The 24,523-nt window shown below is 65.5% G+C and carries 24 protein-coding genes; 17 read left to right on the plus strand and 7 right to left on the minus strand.

The window, feature by feature from the left end; translation table 11 throughout:
* From AAFG50_RS04745 to AAFG50_RS04790, 10 genes are all read left to right on the plus strand, one after another.
* The gene (locus tag AAFG50_RS04745) at nucleotides 1–1,062 is read left to right on the plus strand and encodes an oligopeptide/dipeptide ABC transporter ATP-binding protein (protein WP_028173727.1); all 1,062 of its coding nucleotides are present in this window, start codon (nucleotides 1–3) and stop codon (nucleotides 1,060–1,062) included.
* On the plus strand, nucleotides 1,059–1,256 hold the full coding sequence (locus tag AAFG50_RS04750) for a hypothetical protein (RefSeq protein ID WP_028173728.1): 198 nt from the start codon (nucleotides 1,059–1,061) through the stop codon (nucleotides 1,254–1,256). Before AAFG50_RS04745 ends, AAFG50_RS04750 begins: the two co-directional genes overlap by 4 nt.
* Nucleotides 1,253–2,668 carry an Asp-tRNA(Asn)/Glu-tRNA(Gln) amidotransferase GatCAB subunit A gene (locus AAFG50_RS04755; RefSeq protein WP_028173729.1) on the plus strand — a complete coding sequence of 472 codons (1,416 nt, stop codon included), beginning with the start codon at nucleotides 1,253–1,255 and terminating at the stop codon, nucleotides 2,666–2,668. The genes AAFG50_RS04750 and AAFG50_RS04755 overlap by 4 nt, the downstream gene beginning before the upstream one ends.
* Complete coding sequence (locus AAFG50_RS04760; RefSeq protein WP_028173730.1) at nucleotides 2,665–3,639, plus strand: ABC transporter ATP-binding protein; 975 nt, start codon at nucleotides 2,665–2,667, stop codon at nucleotides 3,637–3,639. Before AAFG50_RS04755 ends, AAFG50_RS04760 begins: the two co-directional genes overlap by 4 nt.
* Before the next feature lie 449 nt (nucleotides 3,640–4,088).
* Nucleotides 4,089–4,358, plus strand: coding sequence for a GlsB/YeaQ/YmgE family stress response membrane protein (locus AAFG50_RS04765; RefSeq protein WP_011090639.1), 270 nt, complete (start codon nucleotides 4,089–4,091; stop codon nucleotides 4,356–4,358).
* 253 nt (nucleotides 4,359–4,611) lie between these two features.
* A complete protein-coding gene (locus AAFG50_RS04770; protein ID WP_028173731.1) occupies nucleotides 4,612–6,360 on the plus strand; it encodes a type I secretion system permease/ATPase in 1,749 nt (582 codons plus the stop codon).
* Between the two features lie 10 nt (nucleotides 6,361–6,370).
* The gene (locus AAFG50_RS04775) at nucleotides 6,371–7,705 is read left to right on the plus strand and encodes an HlyD family type I secretion periplasmic adaptor subunit (RefSeq protein ID WP_028173732.1); all 1,335 of its coding nucleotides are present in this window, start codon (nucleotides 6,371–6,373) and stop codon (nucleotides 7,703–7,705) included.
* Between the two features lie 105 nt (nucleotides 7,706–7,810).
* The gene (locus tag AAFG50_RS04780) at nucleotides 7,811–9,280 is read left to right on the plus strand and encodes an AMP nucleosidase (protein ID WP_028173733.1); all 1,470 of its coding nucleotides are present in this window, start codon (nucleotides 7,811–7,813) and stop codon (nucleotides 9,278–9,280) included.
* Between the two features lie 120 nt (nucleotides 9,281–9,400).
* Nucleotides 9,401–10,015 (plus strand): tetratricopeptide repeat protein, encoded by a 615-nt coding sequence (locus AAFG50_RS04785; RefSeq protein WP_028173734.1) that lies wholly within the window; start codon nucleotides 9,401–9,403, stop codon nucleotides 10,013–10,015.
* A 135-nt stretch (nucleotides 10,016–10,150) separates the two neighbouring features.
* Nucleotides 10,151–10,426, plus strand: a complete 276-nt coding sequence (locus AAFG50_RS04790; protein WP_028173735.1) for a DUF1488 family protein — start codon at nucleotides 10,151–10,153, stop codon at nucleotides 10,424–10,426.
* 186 nt (nucleotides 10,427–10,612) lie between these two features.
* On the opposite strand, the gene AAFG50_RS04795 is transcribed toward AAFG50_RS04790, so the two are convergent.
* Entirely contained in the window at nucleotides 10,613–11,095 is a 483-nt protein-coding gene (locus AAFG50_RS04795; protein ID WP_028173736.1) for a CinA family protein, read from the minus strand.
* A 167-nt stretch (nucleotides 11,096–11,262) separates the two neighbouring features.
* On the opposite strand from AAFG50_RS04795, the gene AAFG50_RS04800 reads away from it, so the two are divergent.
* Genes AAFG50_RS04800 through AAFG50_RS04810 form a run of 3 tightly spaced genes read left to right on the plus strand, consistent with a single transcriptional unit; the run spans nucleotide 11,263 to nucleotide 13,867 of the window.
* Complete coding sequence (locus AAFG50_RS04800) at nucleotides 11,263–12,321, plus strand: amidohydrolase family protein (RefSeq protein WP_028173737.1); 1,059 nt, start codon at nucleotides 11,263–11,265, stop codon at nucleotides 12,319–12,321.
* A gap of 23 nt (nucleotides 12,322–12,344) precedes the next feature.
* A complete protein-coding gene (locus tag AAFG50_RS04805; protein ID WP_028173738.1) occupies nucleotides 12,345–13,454 on the plus strand; it encodes an amidohydrolase family protein in 1,110 nt (369 codons plus the stop codon).
* Nucleotides 13,454–13,867, plus strand: coding sequence for a Rieske (2Fe-2S) protein (locus AAFG50_RS04810; protein WP_011090630.1), 414 nt, complete (start codon nucleotides 13,454–13,456; stop codon nucleotides 13,865–13,867). The genes AAFG50_RS04805 and AAFG50_RS04810 overlap by 1 nt, the downstream gene beginning before the upstream one ends.
* Nucleotides 13,868–13,982: 115 nt before the next feature.
* Here AAFG50_RS04810 and AAFG50_RS04815 read toward each other — a convergent pair whose 3' ends face one another.
* Both AAFG50_RS04815 and AAFG50_RS04820 read right to left on the minus strand, forming a co-directional pair.
* Nucleotides 13,983–15,308: an MFS transporter gene (locus tag AAFG50_RS04815; protein WP_028173739.1), complete on the minus strand. Its 1,326-nt coding sequence runs from the start codon at nucleotides 15,306–15,308 to the stop codon at nucleotides 13,983–13,985.
* Between the two features lie 143 nt (nucleotides 15,309–15,451).
* Nucleotides 15,452–16,351 (minus strand): transcriptional regulator GcvA, encoded by a 900-nt coding sequence (locus AAFG50_RS04820; RefSeq protein WP_011090628.1) that lies wholly within the window; start codon nucleotides 16,349–16,351, stop codon nucleotides 15,452–15,454.
* 110 nt (nucleotides 16,352–16,461) lie between these two features.
* Here AAFG50_RS04820 and AAFG50_RS04825 point away from each other — a divergent pair, with 110 nt between their 5' ends.
* Together AAFG50_RS04825 and AAFG50_RS04830 are read left to right on the plus strand one after the other, a co-directional pair.
* Nucleotides 16,462–16,665: a DUF1127 domain-containing protein gene (locus AAFG50_RS04825; protein WP_027543408.1), complete on the plus strand. Its 204-nt coding sequence runs from the start codon at nucleotides 16,462–16,464 to the stop codon at nucleotides 16,663–16,665.
* A 68-nt stretch (nucleotides 16,666–16,733) separates the two neighbouring features.
* On the plus strand, nucleotides 16,734–17,357 hold the full coding sequence (locus AAFG50_RS04830) for a GNAT family N-acetyltransferase (protein WP_028173740.1): 624 nt from the start codon (nucleotides 16,734–16,736) through the stop codon (nucleotides 17,355–17,357).
* Nucleotides 17,358–17,588: 231 nt separating this feature from the next.
* On the opposite strand, the gene AAFG50_RS04835 is transcribed toward AAFG50_RS04830, so the two are convergent.
* Nucleotides 17,589–18,419: an enoyl-CoA hydratase gene (locus AAFG50_RS04835; protein ID WP_028173741.1), complete on the minus strand. Its 831-nt coding sequence runs from the start codon at nucleotides 18,417–18,419 to the stop codon at nucleotides 17,589–17,591.
* A 130-nt stretch (nucleotides 18,420–18,549) separates the two neighbouring features.
* Nucleotides 18,550–19,251, minus strand: a complete 702-nt coding sequence (locus AAFG50_RS04840; protein ID WP_028173742.1) for an SDR family oxidoreductase — start codon at nucleotides 19,249–19,251, stop codon at nucleotides 18,550–18,552.
* Between the two features lie 233 nt (nucleotides 19,252–19,484).
* Between AAFG50_RS04840 and AAFG50_RS04845 the strand changes: the two genes are divergently transcribed.
* Together AAFG50_RS04845 and AAFG50_RS04850 are read left to right on the plus strand one after the other, a co-directional pair.
* A complete protein-coding gene (locus AAFG50_RS04845) occupies nucleotides 19,485–21,269 on the plus strand; it encodes an acyl-CoA dehydrogenase family protein (RefSeq protein ID WP_342714150.1) in 1,785 nt (594 codons plus the stop codon).
* A gap of 44 nt (nucleotides 21,270–21,313) precedes the next feature.
* Entirely contained in the window at nucleotides 21,314–22,402 is a 1,089-nt protein-coding gene (locus AAFG50_RS04850) for a Zn-dependent alcohol dehydrogenase (protein ID WP_028173744.1), read from the plus strand.
* Between the two features lie 146 nt (nucleotides 22,403–22,548).
* Here the strand turns inward: AAFG50_RS04850 and AAFG50_RS04855 are convergent, their stop codons facing one another.
* Both AAFG50_RS04855 and AAFG50_RS04860 read right to left on the minus strand, forming a co-directional pair.
* Nucleotides 22,549–22,902 carry a nuclear transport factor 2 family protein gene (locus tag AAFG50_RS04855; RefSeq protein WP_028173745.1) on the minus strand — a complete coding sequence of 118 codons (354 nt, stop codon included), beginning with the start codon at nucleotides 22,900–22,902 and terminating at the stop codon, nucleotides 22,549–22,551.
* Nucleotides 22,903–22,936: 34 nt separating this feature from the next.
* On the minus strand, nucleotides 22,937–24,409 hold the full coding sequence (locus AAFG50_RS04860; protein WP_028173746.1) for an amidase: 1,473 nt from the start codon (nucleotides 24,407–24,409) through the stop codon (nucleotides 22,937–22,939).
* Between the last annotated feature and the right edge of the window lie 114 nt (nucleotides 24,410–24,523).

Here is a 24,523-nt window from a genome sequence, read left to right on the forward strand (position 1 = left end):
ATGAGCGAAACCAACGATTCCGTCGCCATGCTTGAGCCGATCGAAGATCTTGGCGGCGTCGCGCAGCCGCTGCTCCAGGTCAACGGCCTGACCAAGCATTTCCCCGTCCGCGGCGGATTGTTCGCCGCGAAACGCACCGTGCGCGCGGTGGACAACGTCTCCTTCTCCGTCGCCAAGGGCGAGACCGTCGGCATCGTCGGCGAATCCGGCTGCGGCAAGTCGACCACCGCGCGCCTCCTGATGCATCTGATGCCGCGCGATACCGGCGACATCATCTATGACGGCATGACCGTCGGTCAGGCGCTGTCGCTGCGTGAGCTGCGTCGCGGCATGCAGATGGTATTCCAGGACTCCTATGCCTCGCTCAATCCGCGCCTCACCATCGAGGAATCCATCGCCTTCGGCCCGAAAGTCCACGGCATGGCCGATGGCACGGCACGGGCGCTGGCGCGCGAGCTGCTCGGCAAGGTCGGCCTGCGCCCGGAAAACTTCGCCAACCGCTATCCGCACGAGATTTCCGGCGGCCAGCGCCAGCGCGTCAATATCGCGCGGGCGCTGGCGCTGTCGCCGCGGTTGGTGATTTTGGACGAAGCCGTCTCCGCGCTCGACAAATCCGTCGAGGCGCAGGTGCTCAACCTGCTCGCCGACCTCAAGCGCGAGTTCGGCCTGACCTATCTTTTCATCAGCCACGATCTCAACGTCGTGCGCTACATCAGCGATCGTGTGCTGGTGATGTATCTCGGCGAGGTCGTCGAGCTCGGCCCGGTCGACCAGGTCTGGGACCAGCCGGCGCATCCCTATACGCGCGCGCTGCTGGCGGCGATGCCGTCCTCCGATCCTGACAGGCGTACCGAAAAGCCGCCGATCACCGGCGATCCGCCCAATCCGATCGATCCGCCGTCGGGCTGCCGCTTCCACACGCGCTGCGCATTTGCGGAGCCGCTCTGCGCAAATGCAGCACCAAAGCTCACGGCGGTCGATACAATGGGCCACGAGGCCGCGTGCTACATGGCCATTCCGGGGTCAGGCCATAGCCGCGCGCCGGCAGGGGAAATCGCATGACGAGACCGACACCAAAAGAGATCAAGCCGATCGCGCTAGTTGCCGGCGTTGCCGTGGATGACGAGATCGCAACACGCATCTCCAATTCCATCGGGCCGGCCTTCGAAGGCTTTGCCGCCATCGCCGGCACGCTGCCATTCGACCTCGAGCCGGCTTCTTACGTGCTGGCGCAGACGGCGAAGGTGTCGAAATGAGCACCGAACCGGCATTGATGACGCTCACCGAGGTCGCGCGTGCGATCGCGATGAAGCAGGTGTCCTCGCGTGAGGTGACGCGCGCGCTGCTGCACCGCATCGCGCAGTGGCAGCCGCATCTCAACGCCTTCATGTCGATCGAGGCGGAGGCGGCGCTGAAAGCAGCCGAGGCCGCCGATGCCGAGCTGGCCAAGGGCGAAGTGCGCGGTCCGCTGCATGGCGTGCCGCTCGCGCACAAGGACATGTATTACGATGCCGGCAAGGTCTCGACCTGCGGCTCGCTGATCCGCCGCGATTTCGTTGCGACGACGACCTCCACCGCCTTGCAGCGGCTGAAGGATGCGGGCCAGGTCCGGCTCGGCACGCTGCATCTCGCCGAATTCGCCTATGGACCGACCGGCCACAACGCCCATTACGGTCCGGTGCGCAATCCCTGGAACGTCGCGCATATCACCGGCGGCTCGTCGTCGGGCTCCGGCTCGGCGGTCGCCGCGCGGCTGACCTTTGCGGCGCTGGGCTCCGATACCGGCGGTTCAATCCGCATGCCCGCACATTTCTGCGGCGTCACCGGCCTCAAGACCACCTGGAGCCGCGTCAGCCGCGCCGGCGCGATGCCGCTGTCGCAATCGCTCGACACGGTCGGGCCGCTCGCCCGCACCGCCGAGGACTGCGCGCTGCTGCTGGCGCTAATGGCCGGTCCCGATCCCGAGGATTCGACCGCGAGCCATGAGCCGCTGTCCGACTATGTCGGCGCGACCAAGGGTTCGCTGAAAGGCCTCAAGATCGGCGTGCCCGCGTCGTTCTACGTCGACGATCTCGACAGCGAGGTCGCGCGCGTGCTGGACGAGACCATCGCGGTGCTCAAGCGCGAGGGCGCCGACATCGTCAAGGTCGAGCTGCCGGACCAGCGGCAATTGTCTTCGGCGAGCCAGCTCGTGCTCGCGGCGGAAGCCGCCGCCTTCCACAAGCGCTGGATGATCGAGCGTCCGCAGGATTATGGACCGCAGGTCTTGATGCGGCTGCAGAACGGTCTCGCCGTTCCCGCCATCACCTATCTCGAAGCGATGCGCTGGCGCGGTCCCGCGCTTGCCGCCCACAACGCCGCGACCGCTGGTGTCGACGCGATCATCGCGCCGGCCTCGCCGGTGCCGGCGCCGACCATCGAGGAGAGCGATGTCGGCGGCGGCCCGAATGCGCCGGCCATGGTGCAGCGGCTGACGCTGTTCACCCGCCCGGTGAATTTTCTCGGCCTGCCGTCGCTGACCGTACCGTCCGGCTTCACCAAAAGCGGGCTGCCTGTTGGCATACAGTTGATCGGCCGCTCCTTCGATGAAGCGACCCTGCTCACCATCGGCGCGGCGTTCCAGCGCGTCACCGACTATCACGACCGGGTACCCAAACTGCCGTCATGACAAAGCTCGTCGAGATCTCAGGCCTCAACATCCGCTTCACCGGGGAGCGCACGGTCTATGCCGTGAACGATCTCAGCCTCTCGCTGGGAGACGGCGAGGTGCTGGGCCTGCTCGGCGAATCCGGTTCCGGCAAGAGCGTGACCCTGCGTGCGCTGATGCGGCTGCTGCCGAAGAAGCGCACGCAGATCACGGGCAAGGTCAACGTGATGGGCCGCGACGTGCTCGCGATGAACGACGAGGAGCTCTCGTCGTTCCGCGGCCAGACCGTCTCGATGATCTTTCAGGAGCCGGCGCTCGCGCTCGATCCGGTCTACACCATTGGCGCGCAGATCGCCGAAAGCGTGGTGCGCCACGAAGGCAAGTCTTATGCGGAGGGCAGGGCACGCGCGCTCGAAATGCTCGAGGTCGTGCGCATTCCTTCTGCAAAACGGCGGCTCGATGCCTATCCGCACGAAATGTCCGGCGGCATGCGTCAGCGCGCGATGATCGCGCTGGCGCTCGCCTGCCGGCCAAAAATCCTGCTCGCGGACGAGCCGACCACCGCGCTCGATGCCACCGTGCAGATCCAGATCCTGCTGCTGCTGCGCGAGCTGCAGCGCGAGTTCGGCATGTCCGTCATCTTCGTCACCCACGACATCGGCGTCGCCATAGAGATCTGCGACCGCGTCGCGGTGATGTATGCCGGCCAGATCGTGGAGCAGGGAACCTTGCGCGACATCGTTCGCACGCCGGTGCACCCCTATGCCAAGGGCCTGCTCGCCTCCACAATCCACGGCGCCAAGCGGGGGCAGCGCCTCGAAACCATCCCCGGCACCCCGCCGTCGCTGGCCGAAAAGCCCCATAATTGCTCCTTCGCCCCCCGCTGCGCCGCCGCCCAGCCGCGCTGCCTGGAGCAACTGCCTGCGAATGTGGAGGTGGGACCGGGCCGGGCGGCAAGGTGCGTGCTGGCGGAGCCGGTGGTCGCGACATAGCCGGTGCGCTCCCTCGCCCCGCGCTTGCGGGGAGAGGGTTGGGGTGAGGGGCCTCTCTCCGCGCATGACCATGTCGAGAGACCTGTACCCCCTCACCCGGATCGCATCTTGCGATGCGATCCGACCTCTCCCCGCAAGCGGGCAGAGGTGAAAGGCCGCCCGGGCCCGCGGCTACCCCTCTCCCTGCCCCTCGCCCGCAAGGGGGGAGGGAATGAGAGAGTTTGCGTCCCTCACTTTCCAAACGCGCGCCACTTCGGAATTCCTCTGCGGCAACACCGGCTTGTCACAATTCACCGAGCGCGCTCGGCCAAGGTCCGTTCTACTGTGCATGGGGTTGTTTTCGAGTTTTTTTGTTTAGACGCCCCACCGAGGGCGAGCCGACCAGCATTCAGACCCCATTCATCCCGGTTCCGGTTCCATGGCCCCGTTCACGGAGAGGGACCTCACTTATGTACATTTCCAATGAAGGCCTGCTCGTCATCCTGTTCGTCGGCCTGGTCGCCGGCTGGCTGGCCGGCAAGGTGGTGCGGGGCGCCGGTTTCGGCATCATCGGCGACATCGTGATCGGCATCGCCGGCGCGTTTGTGGCCAGCTTCCTGTTCCCGAAGCTCGGCATTCGTATCGGCACCGGGCTCGTGTCGGAAATCGTCTATTCCGCCATCGGCGCGGTTATCCTGCTGCTCGTGGTGCGGCTGGTACGCGGCGGCGGCCGGTTCTAGCGGCGCCTTGACCTAACTTTCGACCTCTCCCCGCCCGGGGAGAGGTGAGATGTCTGCAAGAAAAAGCCGCAAGACTGTGAGATTCCGGACTTGCGCGCCAGGCCATCAGGGGGTGATGTGCCCCCACAGGGGATCGGGTTGATTCAGCCGCGTTGGACGAGGGGCGAAAACGCGATGTTAATCCGGATCAAATACTCCTGAAATTGCCTTTGAAATCAGGGGCTTTGCCCCTTACCCGAAAGAGACCAGACTGATGGCAGCCATGCCTGGCGTTCGCCGTTCAGAGCTCGCTGACGCGCTGCGCGCTTGTCGCACGGCATTCGTCGGCGTTGGCCTGATGAGCTGCATGATCAACCTGCTCTATCTGACCGGGTCGATCTTCATGCTGGAAGTCTACGACCGGGTGCTGCCGAGCCGCAGCATTCCGACGCTGGTCGGCCTGATCATCATCGCCAGCTTCCTCTACGCGGCGCAGGGCGTGCTCGACATGATCCGCAACCGGATCCTGGGGCGGATCGGCACCGCGCTCGACGAGGCCCTGAACAAGCGCGTGTTCGACACCGTCGTGCGCCTGCCGCTGCTGATCGGCAGCCGCAACGAGGGCCTCCAGCCGCTGCGCGACCTCGACAATGTCCGCTCCTTCCTCGGCGGCATGGGACCGAGCGCGTTCTTCGATCTGCCCTGGCTGCCGCTCTATCTCGCCATCTGCTTCGCCTTCCACGTCATGATCGGCGTGACCGCGCTGGTCGGCGCCATCATCCTGGTCGGCCTGACGGTGGTCACCGAATTCATGTCCCGCCAGCCGGCGAAGGAGGCGATGGGGCTTGCGGCCCAGCGCAACGATCTCGCCGCCTCCAGCCGTCGCAATGCCGAAGTGATGGTGTCGATGGGCATGACCAGCCGGATGAACCAGCGCTGGAGCGAGGCCAACGAAAAATATCTCGTCGGCAATCAGCGTGCGAGCGACGTCGCCGGCGGCCTCGGCGCGGTCGCCAAGGTGCTGCGCATGATGCTGCAATCCGCCGTGCTCGCGGTCGGCGCCTATCTCGTCATCCACCAGGAGGCGACCGCCGGCATCATCATCGCGGGCTCGATCCTGTCGGCCCGCGCGCTGGCGCCGGTCGATCTCGCCATCGCGCACTGGAAATCCTTCGTCGCGGCCCGCCAGAGCTGGCAGCGCTTGACCCGCCTGCTGGAGCAGATGCCGGCGCAGACGATGCCGACCCAGTTGCAGGCGCCCACCAGCCGGCTCTCGGTCGAGGGCGTCGCCATGGTTCCGCCGGGCGATCAGCGCCTCATCGTGCAGGACATCACCTTCGCGCTCGCCGCCGGCAACGGTCTCGGCGTGATCGGGCCGAGCGGCTCCGGCAAATCCTCGCTGATCCGCGCGCTGGTCGGCGTCTGGCAGCCGGTGCGCGGCAAGGTGCGGCTCGACGGCGCGGCGCTCGACCAATGGTCATCGGACATGCTCGGCCGGCACATCGGCTATCTGCCGCAGGACGTGGAACTGTTCGGCGGCACTATCGCGCAGAACATCAGCCGCTTCGACCCCGAGGCCACCTCCGACGGCATCATCGCCGCGGCCAAGGAGGCCGGCGTGCACGAGATGATCATCAAGATGCGCGAGGGCTACAACACGCAGGTCGGCGAGCAGGGTGGCGCGCTGTCCGCGGGCCAGGCGCAGCGCGTGGCGCTGGCGCGCGCGCTCTACGGCAATCCGTTCCTGATCGTGCTCGATGAGCCCAATTCCAATCTCGACACCGAAGGCGACGAGGCGTTGACCCGCGCCATCCGCGCCGCCCGCGAGCGCGGCGCCATCGTCGTCGTGGTGGCGCATCGGCCGATCGGCGTCGAGGCGGTCGACCAGATCCTGGTGCTGCGCGACGGCCGCATGCAGGCCTTCGGCCCGAAGGAGCAGGTGCTCGCCCAGGTGCTCCAGCCGCGCGTGACGCCGCCGGCACCGATCAAGGTCGTCAGTGAGGGCGGAGTGGCCAAGTCATGAGTACAAAGTCATGAGTACGATGGCGATCGGTGGCGGCAAGCCCGCCGCCAAGAAGACCGTGCGGGATTCCATCAAGTTTCACTTGATGCTCGGGCTCGGGATCGTGCTGGTCCTGGTCGTCGGCCTCGGCGGCTGGGCGGCCACGGTGCAGATCTCGGGGGCGCTGATCGCGCCGGGCCAGGTCGTGGTCGAATCCAACGTCAAGAAGGTGCAGCACCCGACCGGCGGCGTGGTCGGCGAGCTGCGCGCCCGCGACGGCGACGTGGTCAAGGCCGGCGACGTGGTGGTGCGGCTCGACGACACCGTCACCAAGGCGAACCTCGCCATCGTCACCAAGAATCTCGACGCCGCGCTGGCGCGCGCGGCACGGCTCCAGGCCGAGCAGCGCGGTATCGACAGGATCGACTTCCCGCAATCGCTGCTCGATCGCGGCAACGATTACGACGTCAAGACGCTGCTCTCCGCCGAAACCAAGCTGTTCGACGTCCGCGTCAACGGCCGTGCCGGCCAGAAGGCGCAGCTCCGCGAGCGCATCCAGCAGCTCAACGAGGAGATCGAGGGTCTCTCCGCGCAGGAGCGGGCCAAGGACAAGGAAATCTCGCTGGTGCAGCAGGAGCTCACCGGCGTGCGCGATCTCTACGAGAAGCATCTCGTGCAGATCTCGCGCCTGACAACGCTCGAGCGCGACAGCGCTCGCCTCAACGGCGAGCGGGCGCAGTACATCGCCTCGCGGGCGCAGGCCAAGGGCAAGATCACCGAGACCGAGCTTCAGATCATCCAGGTCGACAAGGACATGGTGAGCGAGGTCTCCAAGGATTTGCGCGAGACCAACGACAAGATCGGCGAGCTGATCGAGCGCAAGGTCGCCGCCGAGGACCAGCTCCGCCGCGTCGACATCCGCGCGCCGCAGGACGGCATGGTGCTGCAATCGACCGTGCACACCGTCGGCGGCGTCGTCACCGCCGGTGATGCGCTGATGCTGATCGTGCCGCAGGCCGACGATCTCCAGGTCGAGGCCAAGGTCAATCCGGTCGATATCGACAAGCTCCAGATCGGCCAGAAGACGCTGCTGCGCCTGTCCGCCTTCAACCAGCGCACCACGCCCGAGCTCAACGGCGTCGTCAGCCGCGTCTCGCCCGACGTCACCACCGACCAGCGTACCGGCCAGAGCTACTACACCATCCGCGTCTCGCTGCCGGCCGAAGAGGTCGTCCGGCTCGGCGATTCCAAGCTGATCCCCGGCATGCCCGTGGAAGCCTTCGTCCAGACCGGCGACCGCACCATGCTGTCCTATCTGATGAAGCCGCTGCACGACCAGTTGATGCGGGCCTTCCGGGAGAAGTGACGCGCGACGGCGCGTCACCCCCAACTCGTCATTGCGCTCGCAATGACGGCTTGGCTGCGTCTTGCTATAGTTCGACTCAAGCCCCACGAACCCGGCGTTCGAACCATGCAATCCCCGCCCTCCATCGCCACCGAATCCTTCTCCGACGCGTCCGCGGCCGTCGCACGGCTCGAAGAGATATACGAACGCAATACGAAATTCCTGCGCGACCGGTTCGAGGCCTATGTCGGCGGCGAAGCGATCACGACACGGGCGCGGGCCTACTACCCCTTCGTCCGCCTCACCACCGCGACATATGCGCGGCTGGATTCGCGTCTCTCCTACGGCTTCGTCGCCGGCCCCGGCGTGCACGAGACCAGCGTAACGCGACCGGATCTGTTCCGCAGCTATCTCACCGAGCAGATCGGCCTGTTGATCCAGAACCACGGCGTACCCGTCGAGATCGGCGAGTCGGCGGAGCCGATCCCGATCCACTTCGCCTATCGCCGCGACATCAACATCGAAGCCGCCATCACCACCGGCGAGAATTCCCTTGTGACGCGATCGCTGCGCGACGCGTTCGATGTGCCCGATCTCGCCACCATGGACGATTCGATTGCGGACGGCACCTTCGAGCTCCAGCCCGGCGCGCCGGAGCCGCTGTCCCTGTTTCGGGCCGCCCGGGTCGATTACTCGCTGCGCCGGCTCTATCACTACACCGGCACCGATCCCGAGCACTTCCAGAACTTCGTGATCTTCACCAACTACCAGTTCTATGTCGATGCCTTCGCGCAGCTCTGCCAGCAGCGGCTTCAGTCCGGCGAGGCCGGCCTCGACGCCTTCGTCGCGCCCGGCAACGTGATCACGCGGAGCGGGGGCGCGACGAGCGGGGACGCGCCGACACGCATGCCGCAGATGCCGGCCTTCCATCTGGTCGAGCCCGGCTATCGCGGCATCAGCCTGATCAACATCGGCACCGGCCCGTCCAATGCGCGCAACGTCACCGACCACGTCGCGGTGCTGCGCCCGCACGCCTGGCTGATGCTCGGCCATTGCGCGGGCCTGCGCAACACGCAGCGGCTCGGCGACTATGTCCTCGCCCATGGTTACGTGCGCGAGGACCATGTGCTCGACCGCGAGTTGCCGCTCTGGGTGCCGATCCCGGCGCTCGCCGAGATGCAGGTCGCGCTCGAGGAGGCGGTCGAGGACGTCACGGGCCTCGAAGGCTTCGAGCTCAAGCGCCTGATGCGCACCGGCACGGTCGCGAGCGTCGACAACCGCAACTGGGAGATCTCAGGCCCTGAGATGATCCGCCGCCTGTCGCAATCGCGCGCGGTCGCACTCGACATGGAATCGGCCGCGATCGCCGCCAACGGCTATCGCTTCCGCGTCCCCTACGGCACGCTGCTCTGCGTCTCCGACAAGCCGCTGCACGGCGAGATCAAGCTCGCGGGCATGGCCAGCGAATTCTACCGCCACCGCGTCGGCCAGCATCTCGAGATCGGCCTGAAGGCGCTGGAGCGGCTCAAGCAGCAGGAGTCGGAGCGCCTGCATTCGCGAAAGCTGAGAAGCTTTGCCGAAGTGGCATTCCAGTAAAGGACAACAGAACTGTCGTACGAACGCTGACGTCTCCGTGAACACAGCACCTGGAATATCGCTGCCGAGGCAGGGTTATCAATTCGTCCGGGGCCGCTTGAAGCAGGACAGGAGACGGAGATGTTCACTGGGATGATCAGGCTCGTCACACTCGGCACATTTGCTGCAGCCCTGTTGAGTTCGCCGGCGCTCGCCGCGGGCGGGGGCGGCGGTGGTGGAGGCGGCGGCAGCATCAGTTCTACCGATCCCTACGCCGGCGCCTATTCGGATCAGAAGCCGCAGCCAACCTATCCGAAGCGGCCGGGCACCAGGGCGACCCAGAAGGGCAAGAAGCAAGGCAACCAGTCCAGCATAGGCGATCCCGCTTTCGCTGCCGGTTACCGCGTGGCCTATGACACCATCTACGAGCGTAACGACTATGCGACCGCGATCGCGCAGTTGAAGTCGCTCGGCCATGACGACCATCCGAACGTCGCCAACCTCATCGGCTACTCCTACCGCAAGCTCGGCGACTACGAGCAGTCGCAGGTCTGGTACGAGCGCGCCTTGCGGGCAGATCCGAACCACGTGCTGACGTGGCAATATTACGGACTGTGGCAGCTCGAGCGGGGCAACCGCGAGCAGGCGCTCTATCACCTCGGCCGGATCGCATCCATCTGCGGGACGGATTGCGATGAGTACAGATCGCTGGCCGCGGCACTGAACAAGCCGTCCGGTACGGCGCTCGTCTACTGACGCCGGAGCGTGGCCGACTGACGGGAGCGCGCTGTTGAAGAGCGTCGTATGACGGCCATGCACCCCGGCGCGGGTGGTGACAACGCGTCAGATTTTCAGCATTGTCCGGTTCGGGGGCGCGAACGGGACAGTTGGATGCCGCTGACGCGCGACAGGATTATCGGCCACGACCTCGAACGTCTGGCCTTTCGCTTCACCATGCTGAACGATGGCGAGGTCGTGCACTGCCAGATCTCCGACGCCGCGATGGACGAACTTGCAGGCATGCAGGGCACCGAGAGCAGCGCGCGGCAGGCGCAATTCCTGTCCCTGCGCGAGACCATCGAACGCATCGCATCGGACCTTTACGACGAAGCGCCGCGGTTCAAGGGGTATGTGGTGCGGATCTTCATGCGGCATTTGGGGCGGTAGGCACCGTGCCTCCCCAACGTCGTCCTGGCGAAAGCCAGGACCCATTACCACCATCGAATGTTGTTGGAAGAAGCTGTGGCCCCGCCGACCGCAACATTGCCATTCGGGGTTATGGGTCCTGGCTTTCGCCAGGACGACACCGAACGTAAGGCGGCGCCGCTCTGTCGTTCGCAGACAATGATGCTGCTATTCCGATAGCTTCCGCAGCAGCAGCTTCAGCGCTGTCGCAGCAAACACCTGCATATTCGCAAGCCGGTCATTGCCGCCCGTCTCCAGCGTGATCACTTCCGCCGCCGGCCCTGCGACCGCCATGCAGCTATGGCCGGCGGCGTCGCCGTAGCGGTTGCCGGTGGGGCCGGCGGCGCCGGTCTCGGACAGGCCCCAGTCGCAATTGAAGCGGCTGCGCATCTGCTCGGCCAACAGCTTTGCGTATGGCTCCGACGAGGAGCGGAAGCCCTTCATTCCTTCGTCCGAAATATCCATCAGCACGCGCCTGGCATCGCGGGTGTAGACCACCGCGCCACCGAGGAAATAGGCGGATGCACCGGGCACCGCGAGCAGGCCGGCCGAAATCAGGCCGCCGGTCGAGGATTCCGCGACCGCAATGGTCTGTTTGCGCGCGATCAGTTTCGCCGCAACCTGTTCAGCAATGCCGACGAGCTCTTTCATCCCTTTGACCTCTCATTCCCTCGCAACCGAGCTCAGCCTTCCTAGCATAAGCTGGCTGCCTTGGCCGAGTTGCGGGCGACGGTCAGGCCTGCTTGAATGGCGCACACAAGGCGGAGCGGCCAAGCCGACCGCGAGAAGACGTGACGAGGAAACGTGAAGGAGACGTGATGGCGTCCCTGATCGCCTGTGGGGTGGATTGCGACGTGCATCCGGCCGTGCCGCATCTGACCAGCCTGCTGCCGTACCTGAACGACTATTGGCGCGATCAGGTGACGACGCGCGGCATGATGGACCTCGTCTCGCAATCCTACCCGCAGAACTCGCCGATCGTGGCGCGCCCCGATTGGCGTCCCGAGAGCGGCAAGCCGGGCGCGAGCCTGGAAGACATGCAGCGCCATGTGCTCGATCCTTTTCAGGTCAGCCATGCCATCTGCAATCCGCTCTACGCCGTGCAGATGGCGTTTTCCGAGGACATGCAGGCCGCCTTCTGCCGTGCGCTGAACGACTGGCTGGTGAAGGAATGGCTCGATCGTGACAAGCGGCTGCGCGGCTCGATCGTGATCCCCACGCAAAGCGTCGAGAAGGCCGTCGCCGAGATCGAACGCTGCGCGCACGACCGCCGATTCGTACAGGTGTTGATGCTCGTCATGGGCGACGTGCCGCTCGGCAAGCGCGCGCTGTGGCCGATCTACGAGGCCGCGGAGCGGCTGGACCTCGCGGTCGGCATTCATGCCGGTTCCGCCTATCACAATCCGCCGACCGCCGTGGGCTGGGGTTCCTATCACATCGAGGATTATGTCGGTCAGGCCCAGGCGTTCCAGACCCAGCTCACCAGCGTGATCGTCGAGGGCGTGTTCGCCAAATATCCGCGGCTGAAAATGGTGATGCTGGAGTCCGGCGTGTCCTGGATCTCCCCCTTTCTCTGGCGGCTTCACAAATTCTGGCGAGGGGTGCGGATGGAGACGCCCTGGGTCGATCGCGCGCCGCTGGAACTTGTGCGCAGCAACATCCGCTTCTCGTTACAGCCATTTGATGCGCCGCCGGAACCCGAGACATTAATTCGCCTGTTTGATCATATGCAGTCGGATGAATTGGTCCTATTCTCCACGGACTATCCACACTGGCAATTCGACGGCCAGGACGCGCTCCCCCAGGGCCTCACCCCCGATCTCGTGCGCAAGATCATGATCGACAATCCGCATGCGACCTATCCCCGCCTGACTTAGCCGCTGCAAAAGGAGGCAAGGCGATGAATATTCAATTCCGCGAGAGCACCGAAGCCGCTTCCCCCCTGACGACCAAGACCGCGATCGCGGATTGTGACATCCATCCGGCCCGCGCGACCCGCACCGAGCTCTATCCCTATCTCGCCAAACGCTGGCAGCATCATCTCGAAGTCTACGGCGTGCACGCCTATCAGGGCATGATGGAAGGCCCGCCCTATCCGAAGGCCCAGCCCAACGCCTCGCGCCGCGACGCCTATCCGCCGGAAGGCGGGCCGCAGGGCTCCTCGCTCTCCTTCATGCAGAAGCAGCTGCTCGACCCCAACAACGTGCAGCTGGGCGTGCTCAATCCGCTCAATGCCGGGCAGGGCATCCGCAATCACGAGCTCTCGGCCGCTTTGTGCTCGGCGATCAACGACTGGCAGATCGACAAATGGACCAGCAAGGACAAACGGCTGAAAGCGTCCATCGTCGTCGGCAATGAGGACGGCCTGTCGGCGGCCGCCGAAATCCGCGAGCGCGCCGGCGACAAGAATTTCGTTCAGGTGTTGCTGCTCAGCCGCAACGTCGAGCCGCTCGGCCAGCGCCGCTACTGGCCGATCTATCAGGCCGCGGAAGAGGCTGGCCTTCCCGTCGGCGTCCACGCCTTCGGCTTCGGCGGCAACCCGATCACGCCGTCGGGCTGGCCTTCCTATTACATCGAGGAGATGGTGGGACATTCGCAGTGCCAGCAATCGGCGCTGGCCAGCCTCGTGCTTGAAGGCGTGTTCGAACGCTTCCCGAAGCTGAAGATGGTGATGATCGAGGCCGGCTTCGGCTGGGCGCCGTCGCTTGCGTGGCGATTGGACAAGGCCTGGCAGCGGCTCAGGAGCGAAGTGCCGCATGTGAAGCGTCCGCCGTCGGAATATATCCGCGAGCAGGTGTGGTGGACCACGCAGCCGATGGAGGATCCGGAGCGGCGCGAGGATCTGTTCGACGTCATCAAGTGGATCGGCTGGGACCGCCTGCTGTTCGCGACCGACTATCCGCACTGGGACTACGACGAGCCGTCGCGCGTCTTGCCGGCGGGCGTCAGCGATACCAACCGCGAGGCGTTTTATCTCGGCAATGCGCGCAAGCTGTACGGAATCAATTGATGGCGCGTCACGTGATTGCGCCGGTCGATGAGTTGCCACCCGGCACGCGAAAATTCCTGGAGATCGAGGGACGGCCGATCGCGGTCTTCAACATCAAGGGCGAATATTTCGGCCTGATGAACCGCTGCCCGCATCAGGGCGCGGCGCTGTGCGAGGGGCCGCTGATCGGGCTCGCGCAATCGAGCGACCCCGGCGAGATCGAATACACCAGGCTTGGCGAGATCATCCGCTGTCCCTGGCACGGCTGGGAGTTCGACATCCGCACCGGCCAGTCCTATTGCGACCCCCGCCGCTTCCGCGTGAAAGCCTATCCGGCCCATGTCGCGCCTGGCGCGAGCGTCGTGAAGGGGCCGTACGTCGCCGAGACGATCCCGGTGAAGGTCGAGAGCGACTACGTGGTGGTGGAGCTGTAGCCCCACTGTCATTCCGGGACAGCCCGCAGGGCTGAACCCGGAATCCATCGTGCGTCTGGAATGCTGGGAGAAATGGATTCCGGGCTCGCCTCTTCGAGGCGCCCCGGAATGACCGTCAACGCCCCGCAACCGGCTCCGCCACCGCATCATAGGTCGGCACCGCCTTGCCGCCGCCACGATACACGGTCGAGGCCGCGATGATGCCGAGCAGGGCGGCGAACATCAGCCAGAAGCCGGGCGAGGCCTTGTCGCCGGTCCGCTCGATCAGCCAGGTCGAGGCGAACGGCGTGAAGGTGCCGAACAGCGCGGCTGCGAGCGCGAAGGCGAGCGAGAAGCAGGTGGTGCGGACATGCGCCGGCACGATCTCGACGAGGGCGCCGAGCATGGTGCCGCTGTAGACGCCGAAATAGAACGAGAACATCATCTCGACCGCGAGCAGCTTGCCGAAGGTCGGCGCCGCCACCAGCCAGTGCAGCGCGGGGTAGGCGGTGACGAGCGACAGGCAGGCGATGGTGATCAGCACCGGCTTGCGGCCGATGCGGTCGGACAGCGCGCCACCGACCGGATTCCAGAAGAAGTTGGTTACGGCGACCAGCAGCGTCACGAGCAGCGCGTCCTGCGTCGACAGCTTCAGCACGGTCTTGCCGAACGTCGGCGTGTACACGGTGACGAAGTAGAACGTCGTCGTGGTCAGGATCGCGATCATCATGCCGAGGATGACAATGCGCCAGTTGGCGAGCGCGGAGGCGAACACCTCGCTCGCCGTGGGATGCTTCTTCATGGCGAGGAAGGCCGGCGTTTCCTCGAGCGTGCGCCGCAGGAAGAAGATCAGGGGAATGATCAGGCAGCCGACGAAGAAGGGAATGCGCCAACCCCAGGCGGCCACCGTGTCGGCCGGCATCACCTCGGAGAGAAGATAGCCGAGGATCGAGGCCACGAAGATCGCGACCTGCTGGCTCGACGACTGGAACGAGGTGTAGAAGCCGCGGTTGCCGGGTGTCGAGATCTCGGCGAGATAGACCGACACGCCGCCGAGCTCGACGCCGGCGGAGAAGCCCTGCAGCAGGCGGCCGATCAGCACGATGACGGGCGCTGCGATGCCGATGGTCGCGTAGCTCGGGCAGAACGCGATCACGACCGTGCCGATGGCCATGATGCCGAGCGTGACGATCAGGCCCTGGCGGCGGCCGATGCGGTCGATGTAGGCCCCGAGCACGATCGCGCCGACGGGCCGCATCAGGGCGCCGAGCCAGAACACGCCGAAGGTGTTGAGCAGCGAGGCCGTCTCGTTGGTGGAGGGGAAGAACGCCTTGCCGATGGCGGCGGCATAGAAGCCGAACAGGAAGAAGTCGAACTGCTCGAGGAAATTGCCGGATGTGGCGCGCAGGATCGCGCCGATGCGCGACTTGATCTCGGGCGGATTGGTTGCTGGTCCAGCCATGACGTTACTCCCCTTCAAGTGTGGCCGGACCGGAACTCACTTCTCGGCAGGCGACAGGTTGTGCTGCTGCGACAATCTGTCCTACCCCTTCCCGCGCAGGGCGCGGCGAGTCAATCGGTTTTCCCGAGGAAGCTGATGATTTTTCAGGCTTTATTTTGCGTTGCAGCGACGATCCATTGACGGAACGCGGCGAGCTTTGGCGCCTCGCGGCGACCCTCCGGCGCGACCAGGTAGAAGCCCGCATCGGCCGGCAGCGCGATCTTGAAGGGGACGACGAGCCGGCCCTTGGCGATGTCGTCCTGAACGTAGGACGTCCGCCCCATCGCCACGCCGATGCCGTCGATCGCGGCCTGGATGGTCATGAAGATCATGTCGAAGGTGATGCCGGGCTGCTTGGCGATATCGGCCGGCAGGCCTGCCGCCGTCAGCCACAGCCGCCAGTCGTCGCTGTTGGCGTTGGAGGTGTGCAGCAGCGGATGATTTCGCAGATCCTCCGGACGCTGCAGCGGCTTGTCACCGCGCAGCAGTGACGGACTGCACACCGGAAACAGTTCGTCCGCCATCAGCCAGTCGGCACGCAGGCCCGGCCACTGGCCGCGGCCGTAGCGGATTGCGGCATCGACGTCGTCGCGCTGGAAGTCGACGAGGCTGGTCGACGTGGTGATGCGGACGTCGATGCCGGGATGCTGCTCCTGGAAATCCGTCAGCCGCGGCAGCAGCCATTTTGCGGCAAGCGAGGCCAGCGTCGAGAGCGTCAGCACCTTGTCGTCGTCCCTGCGCAGCAGGCGGTCGGTGGCGAGGCGGAGGTCGTTGAAGGCGGCGCGGACGCCCGGCAGGTAGTCGCGCGCTTCCGGCGTCAGCGCCAGCGCGCGGTTCTGCCGGATGAACAGGCGGATGCCGAGCTCCTCCTCCAATCGCCGGATCTGATGGCTGATCGCGGTCTGCGTCACGTTCAGCTCGCTCGCCGCCAGCGTGAAGCTGAGATGGCGCGCGGCGGCCTCGAACGCCCGCAATCCGTTCAGGGAGGGCAATCTGGCAGTCATCTGGCAGCAGGATACATGACTTTATTTCATGCGAAAAGGTACAAATTGTCGTTTGTCGCAGTGCGATCGAGCGCAGATATTAGCGCTCAACTTAGCTCCAGGAGCTGAAAATGTCTACCTTGACCCAGAATTCGATGACAAATCATCATGCGCCCGGCCTGATCCAGCAGATCGGCGAGACGCTTCATGTCTGGCACGAGCGCTACCGGACTCGCCGCGAGCTGACCAATTGGACGGCCCGCGACCTCCACGACGTCGGCCTGTCCTGGTCCGACATCGCCTATGAGGCCGACAAACCCTTCTGGCGGGCCTGATTGGCCGCCAGGCCGGCGCCGCCTGATTACAGGGGCGCCGGCGGTCCCTCTTTCTCAGGGCATGTGTCATGAGCACTCTTCGCCTGGAAGATCTGAAGCAATATTCGGACGCCCTGCGCACCCGGCAGGGCGAGGCGATCAACGTTCGCTTCGTCGAGCCGCGCGACACCGAGGAGCTTCAGCACTATTTCCGCTCGCTCTCGACCCGCTCCCGCTACAACCGTTTCTTCGGCGCGATCAGCGAATTGCCGAAGGGCCTGCTGCACGACTTCCTCCAGGTCGGCGAGCGCGAGCGCTTCACCGTGGTCGCGACCAAGATGGTCGACGGCTTCGAGACCATCGTCGCCGAGGCGCGCTACGCGCTGCATCCGGAAACCGCGACGCTCGAGTTCGGCCTGTCGGTCGACGATCGCTGGCAGGGCCACGGCATCGCCACTGCGCTCATGAAAAATCTTGAGTGCCGCGCCGCCGCGCTCGGCGCCGAGCACATGTTCGGCGATACGCTGCGCTCCAACGAGACCATGATCTCGCTCGCCCGCAAATCCGGATTTGCCTTCGTCAATCACCCTGATGACTGGAAGCTGGTGCGCTTCGACAAGGAGATCGCGGTCGCACCGAAGGACATTCCCTGCGCGAGCTGGCGTCTCGCCGCCCTTTCCCGTCAGGCCGACAGCCCCTCAGCCTCGGCCTGACACCACTGCAAGCCCGGCCCGGGTCAACCTGAGCCGGGCATTTTTTTGCCTTAAGCAGTCGTCGTCGCGTAGATATTCCCAAGCCGTCATTCCGGGGCGCGTAGCGCGAACCCGAAATCCATTTCACTGCGTGTCTTGCGGCCCAATGGATTCCGGGCTCGATGCTGCGGATCGCCCGGAATGAGGGCTCGTTGCACCATCCAGGTTCGATTCCTGACTGTGAAGGGCCTGTTACTTCCCCGTGAACACCGCCTTGCGCTTCTCGATGAAGGCCTGCACCGCTTCCTTGTGATCGGCGGTCGTGGTGAGGCGGATCAGTCGTTCGGCCTCGTGGTCGCGGGCGGTCTCGAAATCGAACTGGATGGCTTCGTCGAGATTGTCCTTCATGTAGCGCAGCGCGAGGCGCGGGCCTTCGGCGAGCGACTTTGCCAGCACGAAGGCTTCGGCTTGTAGCTTGTCGTCAGGCACGACGCGATTGACGAGGCCGATGGCCTCACAACGCGCGGCATCGACCCTGTCGCCGGTGAACATCAGCTCGCGCGCCCGGGCGGTGCCGACGAGGCGGGTGAGCAGCCAGGCGATGCCGTAATCGCCGCTCAGCGCGATGCGGGCATAGCCGGTGGCGACGAAGGCCGATTGCGCGGCGATGCGGATGTCGCAGGCCATGGCGATCGCAAGCCCCGCGCCGACCGCGGGACCGGGGAGCGCGGCGATCGTCGGCTTGCGCACCGACACCAGCGCGCCGGTGAGCAGCCGCTGCCGCTCCTGGAGATCGGCGACCCGATCTTCCAGCGACATCTCCAGCTTCTTCGGATCGCGATGCGCGCCCATGCCCTTGACGTTGCCGCCGGCGCAGAACGCTTCGCCCGCGCCGGTGATCAGCAGCGCGCCGACATCGGGGCTCTCGCCGCAGGTGCGGATCATCGTCCGCAGCGCCGGCGTCAGGCTGTCCGACAGCGAATTGCGCGCCTCCGGCCGGTTCAGCGTGATCACTGCGACGCGGTCGCGGATGACGCAGAGGAGTTCGCTGGTGCCGGTATCGACGGTGGTGTCCGTGGTCATGTCGCTTCCCGTTCATTGTTGTCATTCCGGGGCGATGCGAAGCATCGAACCCGGAATCTCGAGATTCTCAGGTGCGCAAATGCGCACCATAGTTCGGCTCTTCGAGCCGCCCCGGAAAGACAAACTCAACTCAAAACTTCTCCACCCACGGCCGCAGCTCCAGCTCCCAGCTCCAGGCGCTGCGCGGCTGCTGCAACACGTTCCAGTAGCTCTCCGCGATCGCGTCGGGATCGAGCATGGAATCCGGATTGTCGGCTGTTTCCGTCCGCGCCGCGCTCCTGATGCCGCCATCGATCACGAAATGCGCGACATGGATGCCCTGCGGCGACAGCTCCCGTGCCAGGCTCTGGGCGAGCCCGCGCAGCGCGAACTTGCCCATCGCGAACGAGGCCGACTGCGCATAGCCCTTGACGCTGGCCGAGGCGCCGGTGAACAGGATCGCGCCGTGCTTGTTCGGCAGCATGCGCTTGGCCGCCTGCTGCGCCACCAGGAAGCCGCCATAGGCGCTGACCGCGATGGCCTGCGCGACATCGGCCGGAACGAGATCGACGAACGGCCCGCGCGTGCGGCCGCTGGCATTGTAGACGACGAGGTCGGGCGTGCCGATCTCGCGCTCGACGAGGCCGAACAGGCGCTCGACCTCATCCGGCTCGGTGGCGTTGCAGGCATAGGCTTTGGCACCGGTCTCGGTGCAGAGCGCGCCCAGCTTCTCGATCTTCCGCGCGGCAAGCGCCACGCGAATGCCTTGCGTGGACAGCAGCCGCGCCAGCGAGGCGCTCAAGCCTTCGCCGGCGCCGACGATGAGCGCGATCTTGTATTCCGGATGTTCCATGGCGTGATCTCTTAGGACGGGAAGCCGCTGATCTATGCATCCGCCACCCGGACAACCAGCCCGGGTGCAGGCCCGGTCGGTCATAATTCCGCAGAGCGAATTGCTCCTTCACGGCGATCATGCCTCCCTGACAATTTGCGGCTTTATCCGCATCCGCGGCTGGAGCATGATCGACATCATCCAAAGCGGCAAGCGCTAAGAATTGCCGTCGGGCGGAAACGAAGAGGACGATCATGCACAAGCCGGTCACAGCGCAGCCGAAAAATGCCGCGGCCGCACCATCCGGCCTGCTGGCGCCCGATACGTCAGGCATGAATTTCTACCGCGCCGATCAGGCGCTGACGGATCTCTTGTGCATCCATCTGCCGGAGACGCTGTTCCGTCACATCGAGCCGCATCTCGATCGCCTCGGCGAGCTCGCCGGCGGCACCCTCGACGAATGTGCGCGGCTGGCCGACCGCCACACGCCGGTGCTACACCAGCGCGACAAGTTCGGCCGCGACGTGCAGTGGATCGAATACCATCCGGCCTACCGGGAACTGGAGAAGGCGGCGTTCGGCGAGTTCGGCATCCACGCGCTGTCGATCCGCAAGGGCATCATGGGCTGGCCGGACAAATATCCTGTGGTGGCCAAGCACGCCTTCACCTTCCTGTTCAACCAGACCGAATTCGGCATGGGCTGCCCGATCAACGTCACGGACGGCTGCGCCAAACTCCTGGCGAATTTCGGCAGCGAGGCGCTGAAGGCAAAATATCTCGATGGTCTCACCCAGACCGACATGACCAAGCTGACCCAGGGCGGCCAGTTCATGACCGAGAAGGAGGGCGGCTCCGACGTCGGCACGCTCACGACGCGCGCCGTGCAGGAGGGCGATCATTGGCGCCTGTACGGCGAAAAATGGTTCTGCTCGAACGCCGATGCGAAAGTCGTGATGCTGCTGGCGCGCCCCGAAGGCGCCGGCCCCGGCACCCGCGGCGTCGGCCTGTTCCTGATGCCGCGCTTCCTCGACGACGGCTCGCAGAACCACTACCGGATCGTGCGTCTGAAGGACAAGCTCGGCACGCGCTCGATGGCCTCGGGCGAGATCAAGCTCGAAGGCGCGATCGCCTACGCGGTCGGCAAGCTCGACCGCGGCTTCGTGCAGATGGCCGAGATGGTGAACTCGTCGCGGCTCTCCAACGGCGTGAAATCCACCGCGCTGATGCGCCGCGCCTACCATGACGCCATGACGGTCGCGAAGAACCGCGTGGTGTTCGGCAGCCGCATCATCGACCTGCCGCTCGGCCGGCGGCAGATGCTGAAGATCATGCTGCCGGTCGAGCAGGCGCTGTCGATGAGCTTCCTCACGGCGGACGCGCTCGACCGCGCCGAGGCCGGCAGCCAGGACGCGGCGGCGCTGCTGCGCATCCTCACCCCGACATTGAAATTCCGCGCCACGCGCGATGCACGAAAAGTCTGCGGCGATGCGCTCGAGATGCGCGGCGGCATCGGCTATATCGAGGAATTCGCCACCGCACGGCTGCTGCGCGACGCCCATCTCGGCTCGGTCTGGGAAGGCACCGGCAATATCGTCGCGATCGATGCGCTGAGGCGCGCGGTCGGTCGCCATGGCGCGGAATCCGCGCTGGCCGCGGATCTGCACGCCCGGCTCGATGACAGCGCCTCGGTGCCGCAGGCCTGGCGCGACCGTTTGCACACGCTCACCGATCGCGCGGTCGGCTTCGCGCGCGAGGTTGCGGGCAAGGCCGAGAACGAGGCCGACGCGCGCCGCGCGACGAGCCTGCTCTATCATGTCGCCAGCGCCGTCGCGCTCGCCTGGGAGGCGCATCGCATCCACGCCATGCGCGGCGATGCGCGCCGGTTGCTGCTGTCGCGGCTCGTGATCGATCACCGGGTCTCGCCAAGCGATCCGTTCCGGCTGACGGAAAATGCCACGCAAGCGAAGATCGCCGCGCTGCTGCTCGGCGAGCGCGATGCCGGCATGAGCGAGGTTGGCGAACTGGTTCTGGCAGCGTAGGCTGCGCCCGCGTTCAAAGCAAAAAAAACGACAGGGAGTGCTCGATGAAGGCCGCCGTCCTCTATGAAGTCAACAAGCCTCTGGTCATCGAGGATGTCAGCCTGCCGAAGCCCGGCCCGCGCGAGGTCCTGATCCGCACATCGGTCGCCGGCCTCTGCCACTCCGACCTGCACTTCATGGAAGGGCTGTATCCGCATCCGCTGCCCGCGGTGCTCGGGCATGAATCCGCCGGCGTGGTCGAGCAGGTCGGCTCCGACGTCACCTATGTGAAGCCGGGCGATCACGTCGTCACCTGCCTGTCCGTGTTCTGCGGCACCTGCGACAATTGCACCACGGGCCGCACGGTGCTCTGCACCGACACCACGGTGAAGCTGCTGCCGGGCGTCTCCGACCGCATGCAATGGTCTCGCTCCGAAAAGCTGCACCAGTTCCTCAACCTCTCGTCCTTTGCCGAGCAGATGCTGGTGCACGAGAACGCGATCGTCAAAATCCGGAAGGAGATGCCGCTCGATCTCGCCGCGTTGATCGGTTGCGGCGTCATCACCGGCTACGGCGCGGTGGTGAACACGGCGAAGGTGACGGCGGGCGAAACCGTCGCGGTGATCGGCTGCGGCGGCGTCGGCATGGCCGCGATCAACGGCGCGCAGATCGCCGGCGCCGGCCGCATCATTGCCATCGACACCAATCCCGCAAAACTCCAGCTCGCGACCAAGCTGGGCGCCACCGACATCATCAACCCCGCCGACGGCGACGTGGTGAAGCAGGTCCGCGATCTCACCAATGGCGGCGTGCAGCACTCCTTCGAGGTGCTCGGTCGCAAGGAGACCGCCGAGCAGGCCTTCGCCATGCTCGCCTCCGGCGGCACCGCCACCATCGTCGGCATGATCCCGTTCGGCCAGAAGATCGAGCTGCACGGTTTCGACTTCCTGCGCGAACGCAAGATCCAGGGCTCGTCCATGGGCTCCAACCATTTCCGCGTCGACATGCCGCGCCTGGTCGACTTCTATCTGCGAGGGCGGCTGCACCTGGAGGACTGGATCTCGGCCAAGCTGAAGCTGTCGGAGATCAACGAGGGCTTTGCCAACATGAAGGCCGGCAAGACGCTGCGGAGCGTGATCGTATTCGATAGTTGATCCACATTGATGGTGTCATCGCCCGCGAAGGCGGGCGATCCAGTACTCCGCAGCGGGAGTTGTGTGAGCCAACTGTCGCCGCGGAGTACTGGATGCCCCGGTCAAGCCGGGGCATGACAGCGGAGTGTGAGGATGGTTTGCCCGCCTCACCGCGACACGTGCGCCGACACCGCGAGCCATCTGCCGTTCTTCTTCGCCCAGCAATCGGTGTAGCGGCCCGTCGCCTGCTGGCCGTCTCCCGTGGTGTAGCTTGTCCCCGCGTGGATAATGGCGAAGTCGCCCATGATGCGGATGATGACGTCGTGCTCCCTGAGATTCCGGATCGCGATCGGCCGCGCCGTCTGTTCCAGGAAGGCGGCGCGGTCGACCAGCGTCTTGTCGGGATTGGAGCAGTAAAACTCCGGCGCCAGGATCTGGTCGAACCGCTTGACGTCGCAGTTCTGCACGGAGGCGACGTAGTCGCGGTTGAGCGCGGTGAGCTCTTCCATGTCCTGGCTCATGACGTTCTCTCCCCGGTGGTCGTTGACGACAGGACTAATCATCGAACAATGGCGGCGGTGTGAAGCCGCCGAACTCGCGCTCGATCAGTTCGGCGAGCTTGAGCGGCGTGCGGTCCTCCAGGAAGGGGCCGACGATCTGGACGCCGACGGGCAAGCCGTCTTTCGACAGGCCGAGCGGAACGGCCGTCGCCGGCAGGCCCGGAAGCGTCGCGATGCCGGGCCAGGCGAGCTGGTCGGAATAAGGATAATCCTTGCCGTCGATGCTGATGCGTCGCAGGCTCTGCTCGGGCGAATGATCGTGCGGAAAGGCCGGCGTCGGCATGATCGGGCAGATCACCGCGTCGAAGCTCTTGAACAGCGCGCGCCATTGCGCCCGCAGGCCGGCGCGGCTACCTGCGTCGAGCACCCAGGCGCGGTGGCTTGCAATCGTGCCGCGCAGCCGCTCCGCTTCGAGGCTTCGGTCCTCCGGCGACAACTGGCTCGCCCGAGCCTGCGAATCCGCCAGCTCGTCGGGCAGGAAGAACGCGCCGAGGAAGCCCAGCAGCATGCGCATGTAAAGCCGCGACGTCTCCGCGAAGTCCGGAAGCAGCGGGCTCTCGCGCGCGACCGTCACGCCGGCCTTCGCAAGGTCGGTGGCGAGCTTGTCGATCGCGCCGCGCACGTCCCGGTCAGTCGGCAGCAGCGGATGGCTCTCGATCACCAGGACACGAAAATCGCGCAGCGACTGATGCCGCGCAACAGGCAAATCGAGTTTGTAGGCGACGCCGGCATCGAGCGGATCCGGTCCGGCCATGACGTCGAGCAGCAAGGAGAGATCCGCGGCGGTGCGCGCCATCGGACCGATGACGGCGAGGTCGCCTTCGCGCGGAATGGCCGGAAATGGCGGCGGAGTCTCGCCGCGCGCTGCGCAGAGATTGATGGTCGGCTTGTGAGCGAAGATGCCGCAATGAAATGCCGGCACACGCAGGGAGCCGCCGATGTCGGAGCCGGTGGCGAGCGCGCAATAGCCTGCGGCGAGGGCTGCCGAAGATCCCCCGGATGATCCACCCGGCGTGCGGCCGAGATCATAGGGGTTGTTCGTGGTGCCGTAGATGTCGTTGTAGCTCTGCCAGTCGCTGAGACCGACCGGCACGTTGGTCTTGCCGAGGATCACACCGCCGGCCTGCTTGATGCGTGCGACCGGCAGCGCGTCTTCGACAGGCTTGAAATCCTTCTGCGGGACGAAGCCCCAGGTCGTCGGCAGGCCGGCGATGTTAAAGGATTCCTTGATCGTCAGGGGCAGGCCGAGCAGCGGCTTGCGCTCGCCGCGGACCAATGCAGCGTCCGCCTCGCGCGCGGCGCCGAGCGCCCGATCGAAATCCCGCACGCAGATCGCGTTGATCTTGCCGTCGTGACGCTCGATACGGCCAATCGCGTCCTGCGTGAGCTCGACCGCCGAGACCTTCTTCGCGCTCAATGCGGCCGACAGCTCGACTGCGCTCTTGAAACTCCATTCCGATTTGGCCACGGCGCTTCTCCCGCTCTGGTTGTCTGCGGATGATGAGCAGTTTAGCCGAACGCTGCAACCGCTGTTTGATCGCGATTGATATGTAGATGAGGCTCGTCGGGCAGTGCCAAGAAG

This window comes from Bradyrhizobium sp. B039 (assembly GCF_038965675.1).
GTDB lineage: Bacteria > Pseudomonadota > Alphaproteobacteria > Rhizobiales > Xanthobacteraceae > Bradyrhizobium > Bradyrhizobium diazoefficiens.